The organism is Mesorhizobium denitrificans, assembly GCF_003403035.1.
In the GTDB taxonomy this organism is placed as follows: Bacteria; Pseudomonadota; Alphaproteobacteria; order Rhizobiales; family Rhizobiaceae; genus Mesorhizobium_G; species Mesorhizobium_G denitrificans.
Window position 1 is genome coordinate 199,527 of sequence record NZ_QURN01000005.1, and the last position, 16,407, is coordinate 215,933.

Here is a 16,407-nt window from a genome sequence, read left to right on the forward strand (position 1 = left end):
GATTCGGGTTTAATAGACAAGTGCCTGAATCATCCGATACCAGAACATAACAGGAACACAAGTCCCGGCTTTATTTAGCTTCCGTCTCCCCCACTGGCCGCAGCCTTGCGCCGGCGGATACGCGTTGCCGTTGCAGCAACCTTATCGTCTGCTGCCTCATCATGATGGACATGGACAGAGGCGATAGGAATAATGATTCCTGCTTCCTTGAAGGCTTGCTTGATCGCGATATAGAACCTGCGCTTCATGCCGAATGCTTGACCCGGCTTGCGCGTGGATTTGAGCCGCAAAACAACACCATATTCGCCGAAATCCTGCACACCCTGCATTTTTATAGGCTCGATAACGTAAGGGGCGAACTCTGGATCTTCTGCAATCTGCAGCCCGACCTTCTTGATAAGCTTGCGGGCGGCATCGATGTCAGTGTCATAGCCGACCGTGATATTAAATTTGTCGGTGGTCCAGTCGCGGCTCTGGTTCTGCACCGCACCGAGTTCGCCGAACGGGATGGTGTACAGCGCACCGCGGTGGTGTCGGAGCTTTACGGAGCGAAGACTGAAGCTTTCCACCGTACCCATGTACTTTCCGCTACTGATGTATTCGCCGACGCGGAACGCATCATCGAGAAGATAGAAAATGCCGGATATGATATCTTTTACGAGCGTTTGCGCACCGAAGCCGACCGCGACGCCGACAACGCCCGCACCTGCGATAAGCGGCCCAATCTGAATGCCTATCGACGACAGGATCATCAGTACCGCCATCACAACGATGACCGCGAAAACCATGTTTTTGATAATCGGCAACAGCGTCAGCAATCGCATCTGACGAGTATCGATCTCGTGAGCGGCTTCGCCGCCGGATATCCGCGCAACGCCAAGACGACGCTCAATAACAGCCTTGATAATGCTCCAGCCGAAATCTGCGGCGAGTACGATGACAGCAGCGTTGAGCAACGCACGCAGGATCAAGTTCAGCGTCGGATGCTCCTGGCTTTGCATACTGGATATGCCAAGCCCAAATGCACGCGCCAGCAGATACGCACTCAGCGCGATAAGTGCGACACGGATGCCGCGATCAATCAATGCAACACTTATGGCTGGCATAGCAGAACCCGGCTCATCGGCAGGATCGGCCCGCAGCAAATAGTGAACTGCTCTGTGCGCGAGATAGATCAGGAAGGGCACACCCACGGCGGCAATCGTCAGCCACATTGCAAACCAAAGGCCGGCAAGCCGCATTAGCCAGAAAATGATGAAAAACAGAGTGAGCAACCAAGTTATGGCAGTGTGCCCAAGCTTTCGTTTGTGGGGAATGAGGCTCGCATCGCGCGGGCGCAACCAGACGGCAAGAAGCGTCAAGATCAGCAGAATCGTGCTGGTTGGAACTGACATTGCCAACATGCCGTCCTTGGTAAAGCCGAGCAGCGGAGCAAATGAAAGAGTCGCCGCCACGAGCCCAAACCAAACCGCAATTATGAGCAGCCACCGGAACCAATGATCTGCCGCCGCATTCGAAATTGGCAGTGCCCGAAGTGCCTCAGCATTATCAATTTGCATGAACGTAGGGATCAACGTGCTGGCAACATAGGCTCGCACAGCCCACACCCCGATAGCGGCAGTGAGATAAGCCAGCACGATTTCGCGCAGCAAGGGCGGCCATTGAAACATCAGAAACGCTCCGGCGCTGCCGACCACGAAAGCGCAAATCAGAAGCGTCGCATAGAGATTGCGCCCGCCGAACCGTTTTGCCCGCCCAAGCGGCGTCGTGTGGGGCAGCTTGATGATCCACTGCCGCAAGCGCGCTGTCAGCCGGTAAATGATCGCCGATAATACAACACCCGCAACGATGAACGTGGCAACGATCAGGAACACGCCGAACAATCCGCGATTCGCGAATTCGAGCATGGTGATGGTGCGCGCGCGCGCAAACTCTTCAGGCAACTGCGGCACCGCCCGAATGATGCGCTGCACATGCTCCCTTATCCGCTCAAGCCCGGTAGAAACCATCGACTTCGACATTGCGTCGTCGGGTTGCGCGGGCGCGGCATCTGCAGGCTGAGCCGCTTGCGATGATTGTTTCGCGAGCCAATCCTTAACCGTCGGATCTGACAGGAGCTGAATCAGCTGATCAACTTTTTCGGGTGATGGCGCACTCTGTGCCTGGCTAAAGGCGGGCATGATTAGAGCCAGCATCATCAAGACGGCTGTCACGATTAGCGAACGCAAACGCTGCAAAGCCATTACCGCCGACCCCTCAACTATTCTCGCCTGACAATATCCACTGCGGCGCCGCCGTCCAGTCGCAGATTTCGTTGATGTCGAGGCGATTATTTCAGCATAGGCCAGAGCGTCGCAGCAAGCAGCACACCCATTGCGATGTTGAACCATTTGAGCCGGACCGGGTTGGACAGGAAGCCACGAAGCCCAACGCCAAACGCTGCCCACGTCGAAACCGAAGGAAAATTCGTAAGCGCGAAAACCAGCCCAATCAACAGCACGGACTGATAAGGGTTCTGCGCATCCTGATAGAGCGCCATGGCGGTTATCGCCATGACCCATGCTTTCGGATTTACCCATTGGAAAAGCGAGGCCTCAACAAAGCTCATAGGCCGCAGCTTTTCATCGCCACCGCTGCCCATCTTGCGCGACATCGCGATCTTCCACGCAAGATAAAGCAGATACGTGCCGCCAAGAACTTTCAATGCAAAGTGCAGTTGCGGAAAGGCGGTCAGGATCGCGCCAAGACCAAAACCAACACCCATCAGCAACGTGAAGAAGCCAAAGCCAATTCCGCACATATGCGGGATCGTGCGGACGAAACCGAAATTCACACCTGAAGCCAACAACATGAAGTTGTTCGGCCCCGGAGTGATCGAGGTCACAAACGCATAAACCAGCAAGGCGACAAGTGTTTCGTATGTCATGTCAGGAATCCGAAATAGATCGGCGCGGACAGTTGCCAAAGCAATACGCAACTGTCCAACCCATTGTTGTCCCGGTGACAATTGAGGCAGATGAGCCTAGCCGCCCCGACGACGATAGTTAGATATACCCCTCATCCGCCTGCCGGCCCCTTCTCCCACAAGGGGAGAAGGGGAACAGCTGAGACGTCTCGCGCAATCTGCAACGTTAAAGGCTGAAACGTTGTTGCAATTTTCTCCTTCTCACCTTGTGGGAGAAGTTCGCGGTAGCGGGATGAGGATTGTTTTGCCTACATGCCCTGCGCGCCGCGGTTCATGGCGGCGACGCCTGTGCGGCAAACTTCCACCAAGCCGAGAGGAGCCATGATGCCGATAAATTGCTCGATCTTCGCGACCGCCCCGGTGATCTCGAAAATGAAATGACCGGTGTTTGCGTCAATGACCTTCGCGCGGAACGCTTCCGCCAAACGAAGCGCTTCGACGCGCGCGTCACCCGTGCCAGCTACCTTAATCAGCGCAAGCTCGCGCGCGAGCGGCCTGTCCTGGCCGAGCTCCTCAGCGCGAACGGAAAGATCCACCACGCGGTGAACCGGCACGATGCGCTCAAGCTGGCTCTTGATCTGCTCGAGAACATGCGGGGTGCCGCGCGTAACGACAGTGATGCGCGACAGGTGCTTCTCGTGTTCCGTCTCGGAGACCGTTAGGCTTTCAATGTTGTAGCCGCGACCCGAGAACAGGCCGATAACGCGGGCGAGAACGCCCGGTTCGTTGTCCACGAGCACGGACAGCGTATGTGTTTCGGGCCGCGCCGTTTCCTTGGCGATGAAGTAGGCCGAACCGGTTGGTTGCATTTGAGCAGACATGTATTTCTTTCCGTCTTTCGATCTTCGGGTTCGGCTAAACGAGTTCTCTGCCCTTGGCGTCGATGGCGTTCGCCACGGCTTCGTCGGTGGCCTCATCAGGCAGCAACATTTCATTATGCGCCTTGCCTGACGGTATCATCGGGAAGCAGTTGGCGAGCGCCGCGACACGGCAATCGAAGATCACCGGCTTGTTGACGGAGATCATTTCCTTGATCGCATCGTCCAGTTCGTCCGGCTTGTCGCAACGAATGCCGTGACCCCCATATGCTTCCGCCAACTTCACGAAATCCGGCATCGCTTCCGTATAGGAATGCGACAGTCGGTTGCCGTGCAACAGCTGCTGCCACTGGCGCACCATGCCCATATATTGATTGTTCAGGATGAAGATTTTGATTGGCGCATCATACTGCACCGCCGCGCTCATTTCCTGAATGGTCATCTGAACGGACGCATCGCCCGCAATGTCGATAACCAGCGATTCCGGGTGCGCGATCTGCACACCCAGCGCCGCTGGCAGGCCATAGCCCATCGTGCCAAGACCGCCCGACGTCATCCAGCGATTGGGCTTGTCGAAACCAAATAGCTGCGCGGCCCACATCTGGTGCTGGCCGACCTCGGTGGTGATGTAAGTGTCCTTATCCCTGGTCAGTTCAAACAGCCGCTCAATGGCGTATTGCGGCATGATGACGTCTTTGTTCTTCGTGTAGGCAAACGAGTTGCGCGCACGCCAGCGCGCGATCTGCTCCCACCACGGATACAGTTCTTTCTTGTCCTTGCGGGCGGTCGCGCGCCACAGGCGAACCATATCTTCCAGCACCAGACCGACATCACCAAGGATCGGGATATCAACGCGGACATTCTTGTTCAGCGACGACGGATCGATATCGATGTGGATCTTCTTCGAGTTCGGCGAGAACGCATTCAGGCGACCAGTGATACGATCGTCGAAACGCGCACCGATGCAGACCATGACGTCGCAATCATGCATCACCATGTTGGCTTCATAAGAGCCGTGCATGCCGAGCATTCCCAGCCAGTTTTTGCCCGACGCCGGATAAGCGCCCAGACCCATGAGAGTCGAGGTGATGGGGAAGCCGGTGAGGTCAACCAATTCGCGCAGCAAATGGCTGGCCTCAGGCCCGGAATTGATGACGCCACCGCCGGAGTAGATGACCGGACGCTTGGCTTTGGACATCAAATCAACAGCTGCCTTGATCTGCTCGAGGTCACCCTGCGTTTTCGGCTGATAGCTTGTGCGTGGCGCCATTTCGGGCGGCGTGTAAATGCCCTTGGCGAACTGCACATCTTTCGGCACATCGACAACGACCGGACCGGGGCGGCCCGTGGTGGCGACGACGAACGCCTGATGCAAAATGCGCGACAGATCGTTCACGTCTTTCACCAGCCAATTGTGCTTGGTGCAGGGCCGCGTGATGCCAACCGTATCGCATTCCTGAAAAGCGTCCGAGCCGATGAGCGAGGTTGGCACCTGACCCGTGATGCAGACCAACGGAATAGAGTCCATCAATGCGTCTTGCAGCGGTGTGACGGCATTGGTTGCGCCCGGCCCCGACGTGACCAGCATGACGCCCGGCTTGCCGGTGGAGCGAGCATAACCTTCTGCGGCGTGCCCTGCCCCCTGCTCATGACGCACAAGAATGTGCTGGATGTCATCCTGCTGGAACAGCTCGTCGTAAATCGGAAGGACCGCGCCGCCGGGATAGCCAAACAGGTGCTGGACTCCGTTGTCCTTCAATGCCTGCACCACCATTTCGGCGCCGGTCATTTCTCGCCGTTCGCTCTGCTTGCTCATCGGGTCTGGTCCTGTTTTGTCGCTTTGGGTCGTTTAGTTGGAATTTGGGCAATAAAAAAGGCCCCGGTGGGAGCCTGTTTGAAGCGCATGGGAGGAACTTGCCCGGCGGTTACACCGCCATGCCCACGCGCCTTCCTACTACAAGAATGAGTGCCATCTTCATGGGCGCGGACACTAATTGCGAATGGCGGTAGCTGTCAATGGCGAATTACAATCGAAATTGCATAGAATTTTCAGAGTCTATTTCATTGCGAGTAAACCATCATTTTGCATTCAGATTTAACCTCATACCCGTAGCGTGACCGAAAACCGGGGATAGCGCAAACATGTATGAGCAGACCACAGCCGCTGGCGAAGCGACTTCACAAGAGCGACGCGACGGAACACAAAATGACGTGCGTTTGCTTGGACACGTTATCCGCTGTGATGGCGCGCGAGCGACGCTGGCGGCAGAAGTCTCCCCCGACGATGGCAACGCAACGACTGACCAATGGGTCGTTGGGCGCATGATTTCAATCAACCTCGGCTCCACGCGCACGGTTGGCCTTGTCTATGAAATCGCCAAGACGACGCCTGAATGGCACGAGGAAGCGAACAACCCGATCGAAATCAGCATCGAACTCGTTGGCGAGGTTCGCGACGTTACGCCCGGCGCGCCGCCGATTTTCGACCGAGGCATTACCCGCTATCCGCATATCGGCGCAATTGCGCACCGCATCCGCGCCCGCGACCTGAAAGCGATCTACGATCTGGCGGGGCGGCAATCGGTCAATGTCGGCACACTTTCGCAGGATGAGACGATTGACGCAAACATCGCCATTCAGGATACGCTGACGCGCCACTTCGCGGTTGTGGGAACGACCGGCGTCGGTAAATCCACCGCCGTCACGATCCTCCTGCGCCGCGCCATCGAGGCACGCCCGGAACTGCGCGTTCTGGTGTTCGACCCGCACAACGAATTTGGCCCGTCGCTGGGCGACGTTGCTTTCAGGATCGATGCCGAAACGCTCGACCTGCCCTTCTGGATGTTCAGGCTGGAAGAGTTTGCCGAGGTGCTGTTCCGTGGTCGCGAGATCGATATGGATGAAGTCGAGATTTTGCGCGATATCATTCCGATGGCAAAACAGCATTACCGCACACCCGGCGCAGGGTTGATGCGACGCGGTGGCGGCAGTGGCGACGCGCTGACAGCCGATACGCCAGTACCTTACCGCATGGTGGATTTGCTGAAGCTTCTGGACGAGCGCATGGGCGCGCTGGATGCCAAATCCGACCGCCCGGTTTTCCGCGCACTCAAGGCACGCATCGAATCGGCCATCGTGGACCCGCGCTACAAATTCATGTTCGGCTCGCGCATGATCGAAGACACGATCCACGAGACAATCGGCAAGATTTTCCGCCTGCCGCACAATGGCAAGCAGATCACCTGCTTTGAAATGGCGGGTATGCCGTCCGAAATCGTCAACGCTGTGTGCTCCGTTCTGGCGCGACTTGCGTTCGATCTCACGCTGTGGAGCGAAGGCAAGATGGAACTGCTGGTGCTCTGCGAAGAGGCGCACCGCTACATGCCTGCCGACGCGAAACTGGGCTTCGCACCGACCCGTCACGCACTCTCGCGTATCGCGAAGGAAGGCCGTAAATACGGCTGCTATCTCGGTGTCGTGACGCAGCGTCCGGGCGAGCTCGACTCGACCATTCTTTCGCAGTGCTCCACCGTTTTCGCGATGCGCCTTGCGAACGAAAAAGACCAGGCGATCATCCGCTCGGCAATCGCGGATTCGTCTGCTTCGACGCTGGCGTTTCTGTCATCCATGGGCCAGCGCGAGGCAATTGCGTTCGGTGAAGGCGTTTCGACCACAATGCGCCTGAAATTCGTGAAGCTGCGGCGCGATGAGTTGCCGGGGCATCAGGATACAGGCGGCGAAAAGACCAAGCGCGAGGTGGATCTCGTGGCCGTGGTCAATCGTCTGCGCAACGTTCCAGATCCGAAGTCATTTGCTGCCGCGCAAGGCTCATTCCTCGAAACGCCAGTGCCACCGGTTACGCCCGGCGCACCATATGCGCCGCGCCCGGCTGCTCCGGCGGCAAAAGAACCAGAAGCACAGGCAACAGCGCCAACGCCGAGAGCTTTCGGCTTCGGCTCGCGGTAGTTTCTGTCGGCTGCTCCACCCGCGTCGTTTACCCCATCGGCACGCGCTGCCATTCGGGGCCGAACTGGTTTCGGAACCACGTCATCTGACGCTTGGCGTATTGGCGAGTTGCGGTTTTGGCACGTGAGATAGCTTCGTCAATGGAAAACTCGCCATCAAGATAAGCGCCCAACTCGCGCAGGCCGATTGCTTTCATAATCGGCAGTAACGGATCGAGCTTGCGGGACAGAAGGCTCTCGGCTTCCGCTAACGCGCCCTGCTCCATCATGAGATCAAACCGGCGCGCGATACGCTCGGCAAGCGCCTGACGTTCAGGCTCGATGACAATAGCTCTGGCGGATGCGAGGTCGACCAACGGCGTTTCGCGCTGTTGCTGCCAATGCAGAATCGAGCGTTCCGACGCCTCCAGAACTTCCAGCGCGCGAACAATGCGCTGGCCATCGGTATTGCGAAGCCGCGCAGCCGTTTCGGGGTCGCGCTCGGACAGCACTGCGTGAAGAGAAGCCGCGCCCTCGGCCTGCGCCCGTCCCCGCCAATGCGCACGAATCTCGGAGGGTATCGCTGGCATGGATGATAGCCCCTCGGTGAGCGAGGTGAAATATAGCCCCGTTCCACCGACGAAGATCGGCGCGCGGCCTTTCAGTACGACCCCCTCGACATCGCGCAGCCATTCGGCGGTCGAATAGGCATGTTCGGGCGGCCCATGCCCATATAGCCGATGATCAGCGGCATTCAGGTCTACATCGTCGGGGCGCGCGGTCAACAGGCGTAGCCCGTCATAGACCTGCATGGAATCCGCATTGATAATCACGCCATCACGCTCGTGCGCAAAGCGCAGTGCAAGCGCCGACTTGCCGCTGGCGGTCGGTCCGGCTATCAAAATCGCATTCTTCAACAGGCCCTCGTGCCTATTTGCCTTGGGCTCACCCATGCCGCTAATCGTTACCCTCATTTCCAATCCTGTCGGACGCGCATTGTCATCCGACCTCGCTGCGCAAGCCGCATCTGCCATCCGCGCGAATGCGCCAGATTGGCTCGGCGCGGGCATAGCCTGTGATCTCACCCCCGATGCAGCATTGACCGCAGCAGAATGCAACAGCCACGTAGCGGCGGCGCTGGCGGGCCAGCCCATCGATATTGTCGTGCACGATGCCGCGACGCGACGCAAGAAGCTGCTGATTGCAGACATGGATTCGACCATGATCGATCAGGAATGCATCGACGAACTGGCCGACGTAGTGGGCGTGAAGGAACGCGTCGCGGCAATTACCGAGCGTTCAATGAATGGCGAAATTGAATTCGAGCCCGCACTGCGCGAACGCGTGGCGCTGCTGAAAGGACTGAATGCGAACGTGATCGACCGGATTATCGCCAACCGCATCACACTGGCGGCGGGCGGGCGCGAACTCGTGCAGACTATGCGCGCTAACGGATGCTGGACGGCGCTGGTCTCGGGTGGCTTCGATGTGTTCACCGGGCCGATTGCAGCGAAGCTTGGCTTTGACGAAAACCGCGCCAATCATCTGATATCGGCGGATGGCAAGTTGGCGGGCACCGTACGCGACCCGATTTTAGGGCGCGAGGCAAAGGCCGTGGCGCTGAACGAGATTTCGGCGCGACTAGGGTTGACGCCAGCCGACGCAATAGCAGTGGGCGACGGCGCAAACGACCTCGACATGATCCGTCTGGCAGGCACCGGCGTTGCGCTGCACGCCAAGCCGACCGTGGCAGCACAGGCGCGGATGCGGATCGACCACAGCGACCTGACCGCCCTGCTCTACATTCAAGGCTATCGGCAGGCGCAATTCGTGGCGTGAAGCGACAAATATCTGATTATCGCGGCAGATCCTCGGGGCAAGCCCGAGGATAAGGGTTTTACTATTCGATCAACCGGTTACGCACATTTTCGGACTCAATCCATCCGCATTGTCACGAAGCGCAATTCGCCGTTCTTCGATGCGAGCATCAGCAGCGCGTTCTTGCGGCCCTGCTGTTTGAGCTTCGAAATGCGCTCTGCAACTTCCTTCGGAGTCTTGACTGACTCTTGCGCGATTTCCGTGATGACTTCACCGACGACGACGCCGCGCTCGGCCGCAACGGAGTCCGGCTTAACTTCTGTCACGACAACGCCGACCACATCCTTGCCGATGCCGAATTTCTCGCGAGCGGCATCATCCAGATCGCCAACAGTCATGCCCAGCACAGTCGTAGCTTCGGCAGGCTTTTGGGCAGGTTTCTGCGTGTCGTCTGCGGCTGAGCCTTCATCCAGCTTTTCGCCGTCTTCAAGACGTCCAAGCGTGACCTTTACGGTCTGCTCGACGCCCTTACGAACGATTACGATTTCGACTTCCTTGCCCACCGGGCTTTCCGCGACAATGCGGGGAAGATCGCGCATTTCATCAATGTCACGGCCATCGAACTTGATGATGACGTCGCCAGCCTGAATCGTGCCATCCTTGATCGGGCCGCCATTGATCGTGCCAGCCACCAGCGCACCCTTTGCGCCCTTCATGCCGAGGCTTTCGGCGATTTCGTCCGTGACCGGCTGGATACGCACACCGAGCCAGCCGCGGCGCGTTTCACCAAACTCACCAAGTTGGGCAACGACACCCTGCGCAATCTGCGACGGAATGGAGAAGCCAATTCCGATGGAGCCGCCGCTTGGCGAAATGATTGCCGTGTTGATGCCGATGACTTCGCCATCCATGTTGAACAGCGGTCCGCCCGAGTTGCCGCGATTGATTGCAGCATCGGTCTGGAGGAAATCGTCATATGGACCGGAGTTGATGTCGCGATTGCGCGCAGACACGATGCCGACCGTGACGGTGCCGCCAAGGCCGAATGGGTTGCCGATCGCCATCACCCAATCGCCAACGCGCATCTTGTTGGAATCACCAAATTTGACCGCCTTGAGCGTCTTTGCGCCGGGATTGACCTTGAGCAGCGCAATGTCGGTCTTGGTGTCGGTGCCGACCAAATCAGCCTTGAGTTTGGAGCCGTCCGAGAAATTGACCTCGATGTCATCGGCATCGGCAATGACGTGATTGTTCGTGACAATCAGCCCCTTGGCTGAATCCACGACAAAGCCAGAGCCGAGCGACTGCGCAGTTTGCGGGCCGCTATCCTGCTCGCCGTCCTCGCGGTTCTTGAAGAATTCGTCGAAATAATCCTGAAAGGGCGAACCATCCGGCAGCTTCGGCATCGGCACCGCTTCGGGCCCGCCGCTCTTTGAACGCTGCGAACTGGAAATGTTCACGACAGAAGGCATCAGCCCTTCGGCCAGATCGGCCACTGATTCTGGACCCTTCGCGAAAGCCGGAATGCTCGTCGCGGGTAAGGTTGCCGCTCCCAACATGAGCGCCGCGCTCATGGCCAATACATAGCTGCGGAGTCTGGTCATCGAAAAAGCGCCTCCCGGCAGTCGTGATGTTGGCGGAATTTCAGCCCGCCGGTTCTTGGATAAAAATGGGGCGGGTTTGGGGCTTTAGGCTCCAAACCGCTGTTTCGTGATAATCAGCCATGCGCCAACCAAACAATCAGCACGCCAGCCGCCATTGCAGCAATGCCCGAAATTCTGAGCACAGGTTCTGGCATCTCGATCATATCGCGGGCCAAACGCTTCGCAGCGTTTGGAAACCCTCCATAAACCAGACCTTCGAACACCAAAACCAGCCCGACAGCCGTGAATAAGTACTCCACGGACTATTGGGCCGGCGCAGGCGTAGCTGGAGTTGCAGGCGCTTGCGCGCCAGCCGGCACGTTTCCACCGGAATTCTTGAAATACCGGAAGAACTCGGAATCCGGCGACAGCAGCATGGTGGTGCCCTGCCCGTCGAGCGCCTGTGTATAGGCATTCATCGAGCGATAGAATTCAAAGAATTCCGGGTCACGGCCAAACGCCTCGGCGAAAGTCTTGTTACGTTCAGCTTCGCCTTGACCACGCACGATTTCCGCGTCGCGCTGGGCAGCGGCAACGATTTCGACAACCTCACGATCCGCACGCGCCTTAATACGCTGCGCGGCCTCACGACCGTTTGCGCGAAGCCTTTCGGCCTCAGCAAGACGCTCGGCCTTCATACGCTCATAGGTCTGCTGCGAGACTTCCGCCGTCAGGTCGGTACGGCGAATGCGTACATCCTTGATTTCAAGGCCAAGCGACATCGCGTCAGGCGCTATCTGTTGCTGGACTTCGCCCATCATGACACCGCGTTCTTCCGACAGCGCCGCCTCGAAACCGCGCTGGCCATATACACGGCGCAATGCAGCGTCGAGACGCGTGCGAATACGCTGTTCAGCAAGGCTGACCTGACCGGAAACCGCTGCGCGGAAACGGCGAGGATCGGCAATGCGATAAGCGACGAACGCATCGACATCATAGAACTTGCCGCCTGACACCTGCACACGGATGTTGTCCATGTCGAAGCGCATCAGGCGATCTTCGATGATCTGGACATTGTCAGCGTCAAACATGCCGAAGGGCAGCTTGAAATAAATGCCCGGATCGCTTTTTACGTCGACGATTTCGCCGAAGCGCAGGACGATTGCCTGCTCGCGCTCGTTCACCACGAATACGGACGAATAGACGAGAACGGCGATAATAGCGATGGCTGCGCCGATGATCTGGAGACGGGTCAACATTAGTTCGCTCCCTCAACGGCACGCTTCTGCAACTCAGGCAGCGGCAGATAAGGGACGATGCCCTGCCCTCCCTTTTCGTCGACAATCACCTTGTTCGAATCCTTCAGAACACGTTCCATTGTTTCAAGGAAGAGACGCTTGCGGGTCACATCCGGCGCCTTGGCGTACTCGTCATAGACAGAAATGAAGCGCTGGGCCTCACCTTCCGCTTCCTGCACAACGCGGTTTTTGTAAGCGGCGGCGTCTTCGGTAATCTGCGCACCCTGTCCGCGCGCCTGACCGAGCTTCTGGTTGGAATACTGGTTCGCTTCCTCGACAAAACGGTCTTCGTCCTGCTCGGCGCGCTGCACCTCATTGAATGCATCCGCAACTTCTGGCGGTGGCGACGCATCTTCAATGGAAATCGCGTTGACGGTCACGCCGGTACGGTATTCGTCCAACGAACTCTGCACGATGCTGCGAACATTATCGGCAATGCCCTGACGGTCGTCGCGGAAAATATCCTGCGCGGGACGACGGCCAACAACCTCGCGCATCGCGCTTTCACCAAGCTGACGCACCATCGAATCGGGGTCTGTGACATCGAACAGATAGGCTTTCGGGTCACTTACCTGATAGGCGATCGAGAATTGGACATCGACAATATTCTGGTCGCCAGAAAGCATGAGGCCGGAAGTCGCGGCATCGCGCGAACGCGAGCCGATGGTCACGAGCTTTTCGGCGGTGTTGACCTTTTCGACAGTCTCAACCGGCCAAAAATGGAAATGCAAACCGGGCTGCGATAGTTCTGCCTTGGGTTTGCCGAACACCAGTTCTACGCCGAGTTCGTCCGGCTGGACGGTGTAGATCGATTTGAACAGCCAGCCAGCCAGCAGCGCCAGCACGACAAATGCGGCGATTGCTGTGCGCGATGTGCCGCCACCCGGCAGCGCGTTCTTAAGGCGATCCTGACCCCGACGAATAATATCTTCCAGATCGGGCGGCGAACCTTGCGGTCCGCTTGGACCTTTGGGGCCTTGACCCCACGGTCCGCCATTATTGCCGCCGCCTCCCCAAGGGCCGCCGCCATTGCCGCCACTCTGATTATTCCAGGGCATGAAAGTCCTTTCCCGCTGCGCCGGGTTGAAGGCCGGCGTCGAAGATTTTTATCCTCTATAGGGAGTGGACACGCGCCTTTCAACGCGGCCAAGCCTTCGCGCCGCATTTTGTGACCAATTGGATAAGAGAATCTCAGATATCTGCGACATTGCGCATCAGGATGCCTGTTGGCGCGCGCGCATATATTCCAATACGTAGAGTCTGATCGCAGACGACAGGTTCGTATCACGCGAGCGCGTTTCATCAATTTCGGCAATAAGTGCAGCGAAGGCCTGCCCACGCACAGCAGCAATTTCCTGCAATGCCTCAAAGAATGGCTGCTCAACGGAAAATGATGTGCGGTGGCCGCGAATGGAGACTGAGCGCTTTGCGACAGCGCTCATTTGTCGTCCGGCACGTCACGGCGGTGGCCGTCCAGATGCCGCACGGCCGCTTCTTGTTCTGCTTCGGCAATGCGCTTTTCCGCCTTACTGCGCCCGTGCAGCAAGCGGTTTTCCTCGGCAACGCTCTGTGCATCGGCCCGCTGCTTCCGCTTGCGAGCCATGCGCAGATTGACGATTTCAGCCATGCCTATTTCTTGCGGAATGCGTCGAGCGAAACCACCTGCGCGCCTTTTCCGTTTTCGGAATCGTCGGTCGCTGGTTCTGCAGGCTGTTCGGCTACAGCCTTCTTGGCTTTTTCGCTCTTCGTCTTGGTCTTCTTCTCGGGAACCAGCGAAACCGGCTCTTCCACGACCGTATCGGTCTTTACATCGAACTCCAGCTCGAAATTGACCGACGGATCATAGAAACCGCGCACTGCGGAGAAAGGAATCTCCAGCTTTTCCGGCACGTCGGCAAAGGAAAGCCCGACCTCGAAACCTGTCTCCGTGACCTTCAAATCCCAATACTGGAATTGCAGCACGATGGTCATCTGTTCCGGGTAGCGCTCGCGCAGGCGGCTTGAAACACGGACACCCGGCGCGCCTGTGAGAAATGTGATGAAGAAGTGATGGTTGCCCGGCAGCCCGGTGCGCGCGACCTCCGCCAGCACCTTACGCATAACACCGCGCAAGGCCTCCTGGGCTAGAATGTCATATCGGATTTGGTCTTCCGCCATGGGGCTCAAGTTTCTTTCGATTCCGTTGCATACGTCTAGTCAAGCTTGACGCCTAGGTAAACTGCTATCGCGCGCTGGAACGCGAAATTGACGAGTGACAACACCGCGGGCGCGCAAACCTCGGCAATTTCTTGAAGATCATAGCTGTGGAGAAAAGTGGAGGTTTCTGTTGCCAGGTACCTCCGAACCCCGCCTGAAGGTGCTAACCCACAGGGCTTTATTCGAGACTATCGCGCCGCATTAAGCAGCGAGACGTGCCTCAGCATAGTTGTCGTTTGCAACTATAAGTTTAGCCCGATAACGGTGGTACTATGCCGGGCAAAAGTCCGATCTTTACACCCTCGTCGATCCTATTTCGCCCCCATCACAAGCCGCAGCGCACAATGTCGCTGCGGTTTGTGGTGGAGGCGCCGGGTACCGCCCCCGGGTCCGAATGGCTTATTTCATCGGCCGTTTATCGCCATAGTCAGGCAAGCTGACGCGGCACATATAGGCATGCACAGACAAAAAGAAAAGCGTCTTGAACTTGACTTGAAACCGCCAAAAATCGCAGCTTGGTTATGTGGACCGCAGGCGATGCATTAAAGCGCAAGCTGTGGTTGAGACGGAGGGAATAATGGCTGACTATCTTGCAGACGTGAAAAAGTATGACGCGACCGCTTCGCAGGAGGTCGTGGACAAGATCGTAAAACATTTGGGTATTGCCTTGCGCAATGCAGATGCAGCGCTGGTGTCGTGCTCCGACCGGGAAGAGCTGGATCGCATCAAAAAGGGCTTTATCGCCAAGAAACTTGGCGAATCTGACGCTTCCAAGGCTGATTCCATTCTGGAAAAGGTATGTCAGGCCATGTCGGCGGACCGCACCAAGGCACGCGTGACCTTCTATTATCTGGTCGCGAAGCACTATGGGAAGCTCGCCAGCCTCTGAGTTCTTTCCACAGTTCATCCGAATCGGCGCGGAGCAGATAGCGCTGCTCTGCGCCGTTCGTTATCTTGAGCCACGAACCCGAATCAGTGGCAGCCATGCGCCAATATCTTGACCTTCTGCAGCACGTACTGGATCACGGAACCGACCGGAGCGACCGCACCGGCACGGGAACGCGTGGTGTTTTCGGCTATCAGATGCGGTTTGATCTCTCGCAGGGATTCCCGCTTCTGACTACCAAGAAGCTGCACCTCAAATCGATCATACATGAGCTGCTGTGGTTTTTGGCGGGCGATACGAATATCAAATATCTGAAGGACCACAATGTAACCATCTGGGACGAGTGGGCCGACGAGAATGGTGATCTGGGTCCGGTTTATGGCAAGCAGTGGCGCTCATGGCCGGGCGGTCATGATGGCCAGCCCATCGACCAGATCAAAAATCTTCTCCGCGAATTGGAGCGCAACCCCTATTCGCGACGACTGATCGTTTCAGCCTGGAACCCTGCCGAAGTGGAGGCGATGGCTCTGCCGCCCTGCCACTGCCTGTTCCAGTTTTATGTGTCAGACGGACGGCTTTCCTGTCAGCTCTATCAGCGATCCGCCGATATTTTCCTCGGCGTACCGTTTAATATCGCGTCTTACGCGCTGCTGACCATGATGGTTGCGCAGGTGCGCGGCCTTGGTCTGGGTGATTTCGTTCATACGCTGGGCGATGCGCATCTCTATTCGAACCATTTCGAGCAGGCGCGCGAGCAATTGACCCGCACTCCGAAGCCGCTGCCTACGATGTGGATCAATCCTGCGGTGAAGGATTTGTTTGCGTTCAAATACGAGGATTTCCGGCTGGAAAACTATGTCGCGGATGCCTCGATTAAAGCGCCGATCGCGGTCTGATCG

16 protein-coding genes and 1 other RNA gene are annotated in these 16,407 nt (G+C 57.5%); 4 read left to right on the plus strand and 13 right to left on the minus strand.

The features are described 5' to 3' along the window. Positions 1-74: 74 nt before the first annotated feature. The 4 genes from DY251_RS07865 to DY251_RS07880 all read right to left on the minus strand — a co-directional run bounded on the left by DY251_RS07865 (position 75) and on the right by DY251_RS07880 (position 5,599). Entirely contained in the window at positions 75-2,243 is a 2,169-nt protein-coding gene (locus DY251_RS07865; protein WP_158553232.1) for a mechanosensitive ion channel family protein, read from the minus strand. Positions 2,244-2,329: 86 nt separating this feature from the next. Then, a complete protein-coding gene (locus DY251_RS07870) occupies positions 2,330-2,926 on the minus strand; it encodes a LysE family translocator (RefSeq protein WP_116623325.1) in 597 nt (198 codons plus the stop codon). Positions 2,927-3,213: 287 nt separating this feature from the next. Further along, on the minus strand, positions 3,214-3,786 hold the full coding sequence (ilvN, locus tag DY251_RS07875) for an acetolactate synthase small subunit (RefSeq protein ID WP_116623326.1): 573 nt from the start codon (positions 3,784-3,786) through the stop codon (positions 3,214-3,216). A gap of 34 nt (positions 3,787-3,820) precedes the next feature. Then, on the minus strand, positions 3,821-5,599 hold the full coding sequence (locus DY251_RS07880) for an acetolactate synthase 3 large subunit (RefSeq protein WP_116623327.1): 1,779 nt from the start codon (positions 5,597-5,599) through the stop codon (positions 3,821-3,823). Positions 5,600-5,925: 326 nt separating this feature from the next. Between DY251_RS07880 and DY251_RS07885 the strand changes: the two genes are divergently transcribed. Further along, positions 5,926-7,749, plus strand: a complete 1,824-nt coding sequence (locus DY251_RS07885) for an ATP-binding protein (protein ID WP_116623328.1) — start codon at positions 5,926-5,928, stop codon at positions 7,747-7,749. A 28-nt stretch (positions 7,750-7,777) separates the two neighbouring features. On the opposite strand, the gene miaA is transcribed toward DY251_RS07885, so the two are convergent. Further along, the gene (gene miaA / locus DY251_RS07890) at positions 7,778-8,701 is read right to left on the minus strand and encodes a tRNA (adenosine(37)-N6)-dimethylallyltransferase MiaA (RefSeq protein ID WP_245415894.1); all 924 of its coding nucleotides are present in this window, start codon (positions 8,699-8,701) and stop codon (positions 7,778-7,780) included. Between miaA and serB the strand changes: the two genes are divergently transcribed. After that, entirely contained in the window at positions 8,679-9,566 is an 888-nt protein-coding gene (serB, locus tag DY251_RS07895) for a phosphoserine phosphatase SerB (protein ID WP_116623330.1), read from the plus strand. The genes miaA and serB overlap by 23 nt on opposite strands. Before the next feature lie 95 nt (positions 9,567-9,661). On the opposite strand, the gene DY251_RS07900 is transcribed toward serB, so the two are convergent. The 8 genes from DY251_RS07900 to ssrA form a co-directional block, all read right to left on the minus strand. Continuing rightward, positions 9,662-11,149: a Do family serine endopeptidase gene (locus tag DY251_RS07900; RefSeq protein ID WP_116623331.1), complete on the minus strand. Its 1,488-nt coding sequence runs from the start codon at positions 11,147-11,149 to the stop codon at positions 9,662-9,664. Positions 11,150-11,262: 113 nt separating this feature from the next. Further along, positions 11,263-11,448: a DUF2065 domain-containing protein gene (locus tag DY251_RS07905; RefSeq protein WP_116623332.1), complete on the minus strand. Its 186-nt coding sequence runs from the start codon at positions 11,446-11,448 to the stop codon at positions 11,263-11,265. A gap of 3 nt (positions 11,449-11,451) precedes the next feature. Next, positions 11,452-12,387 (minus strand): protease modulator HflC, encoded by a 936-nt coding sequence (hflC, locus tag DY251_RS07910; protein WP_116623333.1) that lies wholly within the window; start codon positions 12,385-12,387, stop codon positions 11,452-11,454. Further along, complete coding sequence (gene hflK / locus DY251_RS07915; protein ID WP_116623334.1) at positions 12,387-13,484, minus strand: FtsH protease activity modulator HflK; 1,098 nt, start codon at positions 13,482-13,484, stop codon at positions 12,387-12,389. Before hflK ends, hflC begins: the two co-directional genes overlap by 1 nt. Positions 13,485-13,640: 156 nt before the next feature. Further along, complete coding sequence (locus DY251_RS07920; protein WP_116623335.1) at positions 13,641-13,868, minus strand: ribbon-helix-helix domain-containing protein; 228 nt, start codon at positions 13,866-13,868, stop codon at positions 13,641-13,643. Further along, positions 13,865-14,053: a DUF4169 family protein gene (locus DY251_RS07925; RefSeq protein WP_116623336.1), complete on the minus strand. Its 189-nt coding sequence runs from the start codon at positions 14,051-14,053 to the stop codon at positions 13,865-13,867. The genes DY251_RS07920 and DY251_RS07925 overlap by 4 nt, the downstream gene beginning before the upstream one ends. Positions 14,054-14,055: 2 nt before the next feature. Next, positions 14,056-14,583, minus strand: coding sequence for an SspB family protein (locus DY251_RS07930; protein ID WP_116623337.1), 528 nt, complete (start codon positions 14,581-14,583; stop codon positions 14,056-14,058). A gap of 155 nt (positions 14,584-14,738) precedes the next feature. Then, positions 14,739-15,102, minus strand: a transfer-messenger RNA (tmRNA) gene (gene ssrA, locus DY251_RS07935). Between the two features lie 97 nt (positions 15,103-15,199). Here ssrA and DY251_RS07940 point away from each other — a divergent pair. Both DY251_RS07940 and DY251_RS07945 read left to right on the plus strand, forming a co-directional pair. Further along, positions 15,200-15,511, plus strand: coding sequence for a DUF2853 family protein (locus DY251_RS07940; protein WP_116623338.1), 312 nt, complete (start codon positions 15,200-15,202; stop codon positions 15,509-15,511). 95 nt (positions 15,512-15,606) lie between these two features. Then, complete coding sequence (locus tag DY251_RS07945; protein ID WP_116623339.1) at positions 15,607-16,404, plus strand: thymidylate synthase; 798 nt, start codon at positions 15,607-15,609, stop codon at positions 16,402-16,404. Positions 16,405-16,407 lie beyond the last annotated feature (3 nt).

Bases quoted from the DNA above. Each gene is read 5' to 3' on its own strand.
- DY251_RS07865 (WP_158553232.1), bottom strand. From the start codon at position 2,243: ATGGCTTTGCAGCGTTTGCGTTCGCTAATCGTGACAGCCGTCTTGATG.
- DY251_RS07870 (WP_116623325.1), bottom strand. From the start codon at position 2,926: ATGACATACGAAACACTTGTCGCCTTGCTGGTTTATGCGTTTGTGACC.
- ilvN (WP_116623326.1), bottom strand. From the start codon at position 3,786: ATGTCTGCTCAAATGCAACCAACCGGTTCGGCCTACTTCATCGCCAAG.
- DY251_RS07880 (WP_116623327.1), bottom strand. From the start codon at position 5,599: ATGAGCAAGCAGAGCGAACGGCGAGAAATGACCGGCGCCGAAATGGTG.
- DY251_RS07885 (WP_116623328.1), top strand. From the start codon at position 5,926: ATGTATGAGCAGACCACAGCCGCTGGCGAAGCGACTTCACAAGAGCGA.
- serB (WP_116623330.1), top strand. From the start codon at position 8,679: ATGCCGCTAATCGTTACCCTCATTTCCAATCCTGTCGGACGCGCATTG.
- miaA (WP_245415894.1), bottom strand. From the start codon at position 8,701: ATGAGGGTAACGATTAGCGGCATGGGTGAGCCCAAGGCAAATAGGCAC.
- DY251_RS07900 (WP_116623331.1), bottom strand. From the start codon at position 11,149: ATGACCAGACTCCGCAGCTATGTATTGGCCATGAGCGCGGCGCTCATG.
- hflC (WP_116623333.1), bottom strand. From the start codon at position 12,387: ATGTTGACCCGTCTCCAGATCATCGGCGCAGCCATCGCTATTATCGCC.
- hflK (WP_116623334.1), bottom strand. From the start codon at position 13,484: ATGCCCTGGAATAATCAGAGTGGCGGCAATGGCGGCGGCCCTTGGGGA.
- DY251_RS07920 (WP_116623335.1), bottom strand. From the start codon at position 13,868: ATGAGCGCTGTCGCAAAGCGCTCAGTCTCCATTCGCGGCCACCGCACA.
- DY251_RS07925 (WP_116623336.1), bottom strand. From the start codon at position 14,053: ATGGCTGAAATCGTCAATCTGCGCATGGCTCGCAAGCGGAAGCAGCGG.
- DY251_RS07930 (WP_116623337.1), bottom strand. From the start codon at position 14,583: ATGGCGGAAGACCAAATCCGATATGACATTCTAGCCCAGGAGGCCTTG.
- DY251_RS07940 (WP_116623338.1), top strand. From the start codon at position 15,200: ATGGCTGACTATCTTGCAGACGTGAAAAAGTATGACGCGACCGCTTCG.
- DY251_RS07945 (WP_116623339.1), top strand. From the start codon at position 15,607: ATGCGCCAATATCTTGACCTTCTGCAGCACGTACTGGATCACGGAACC.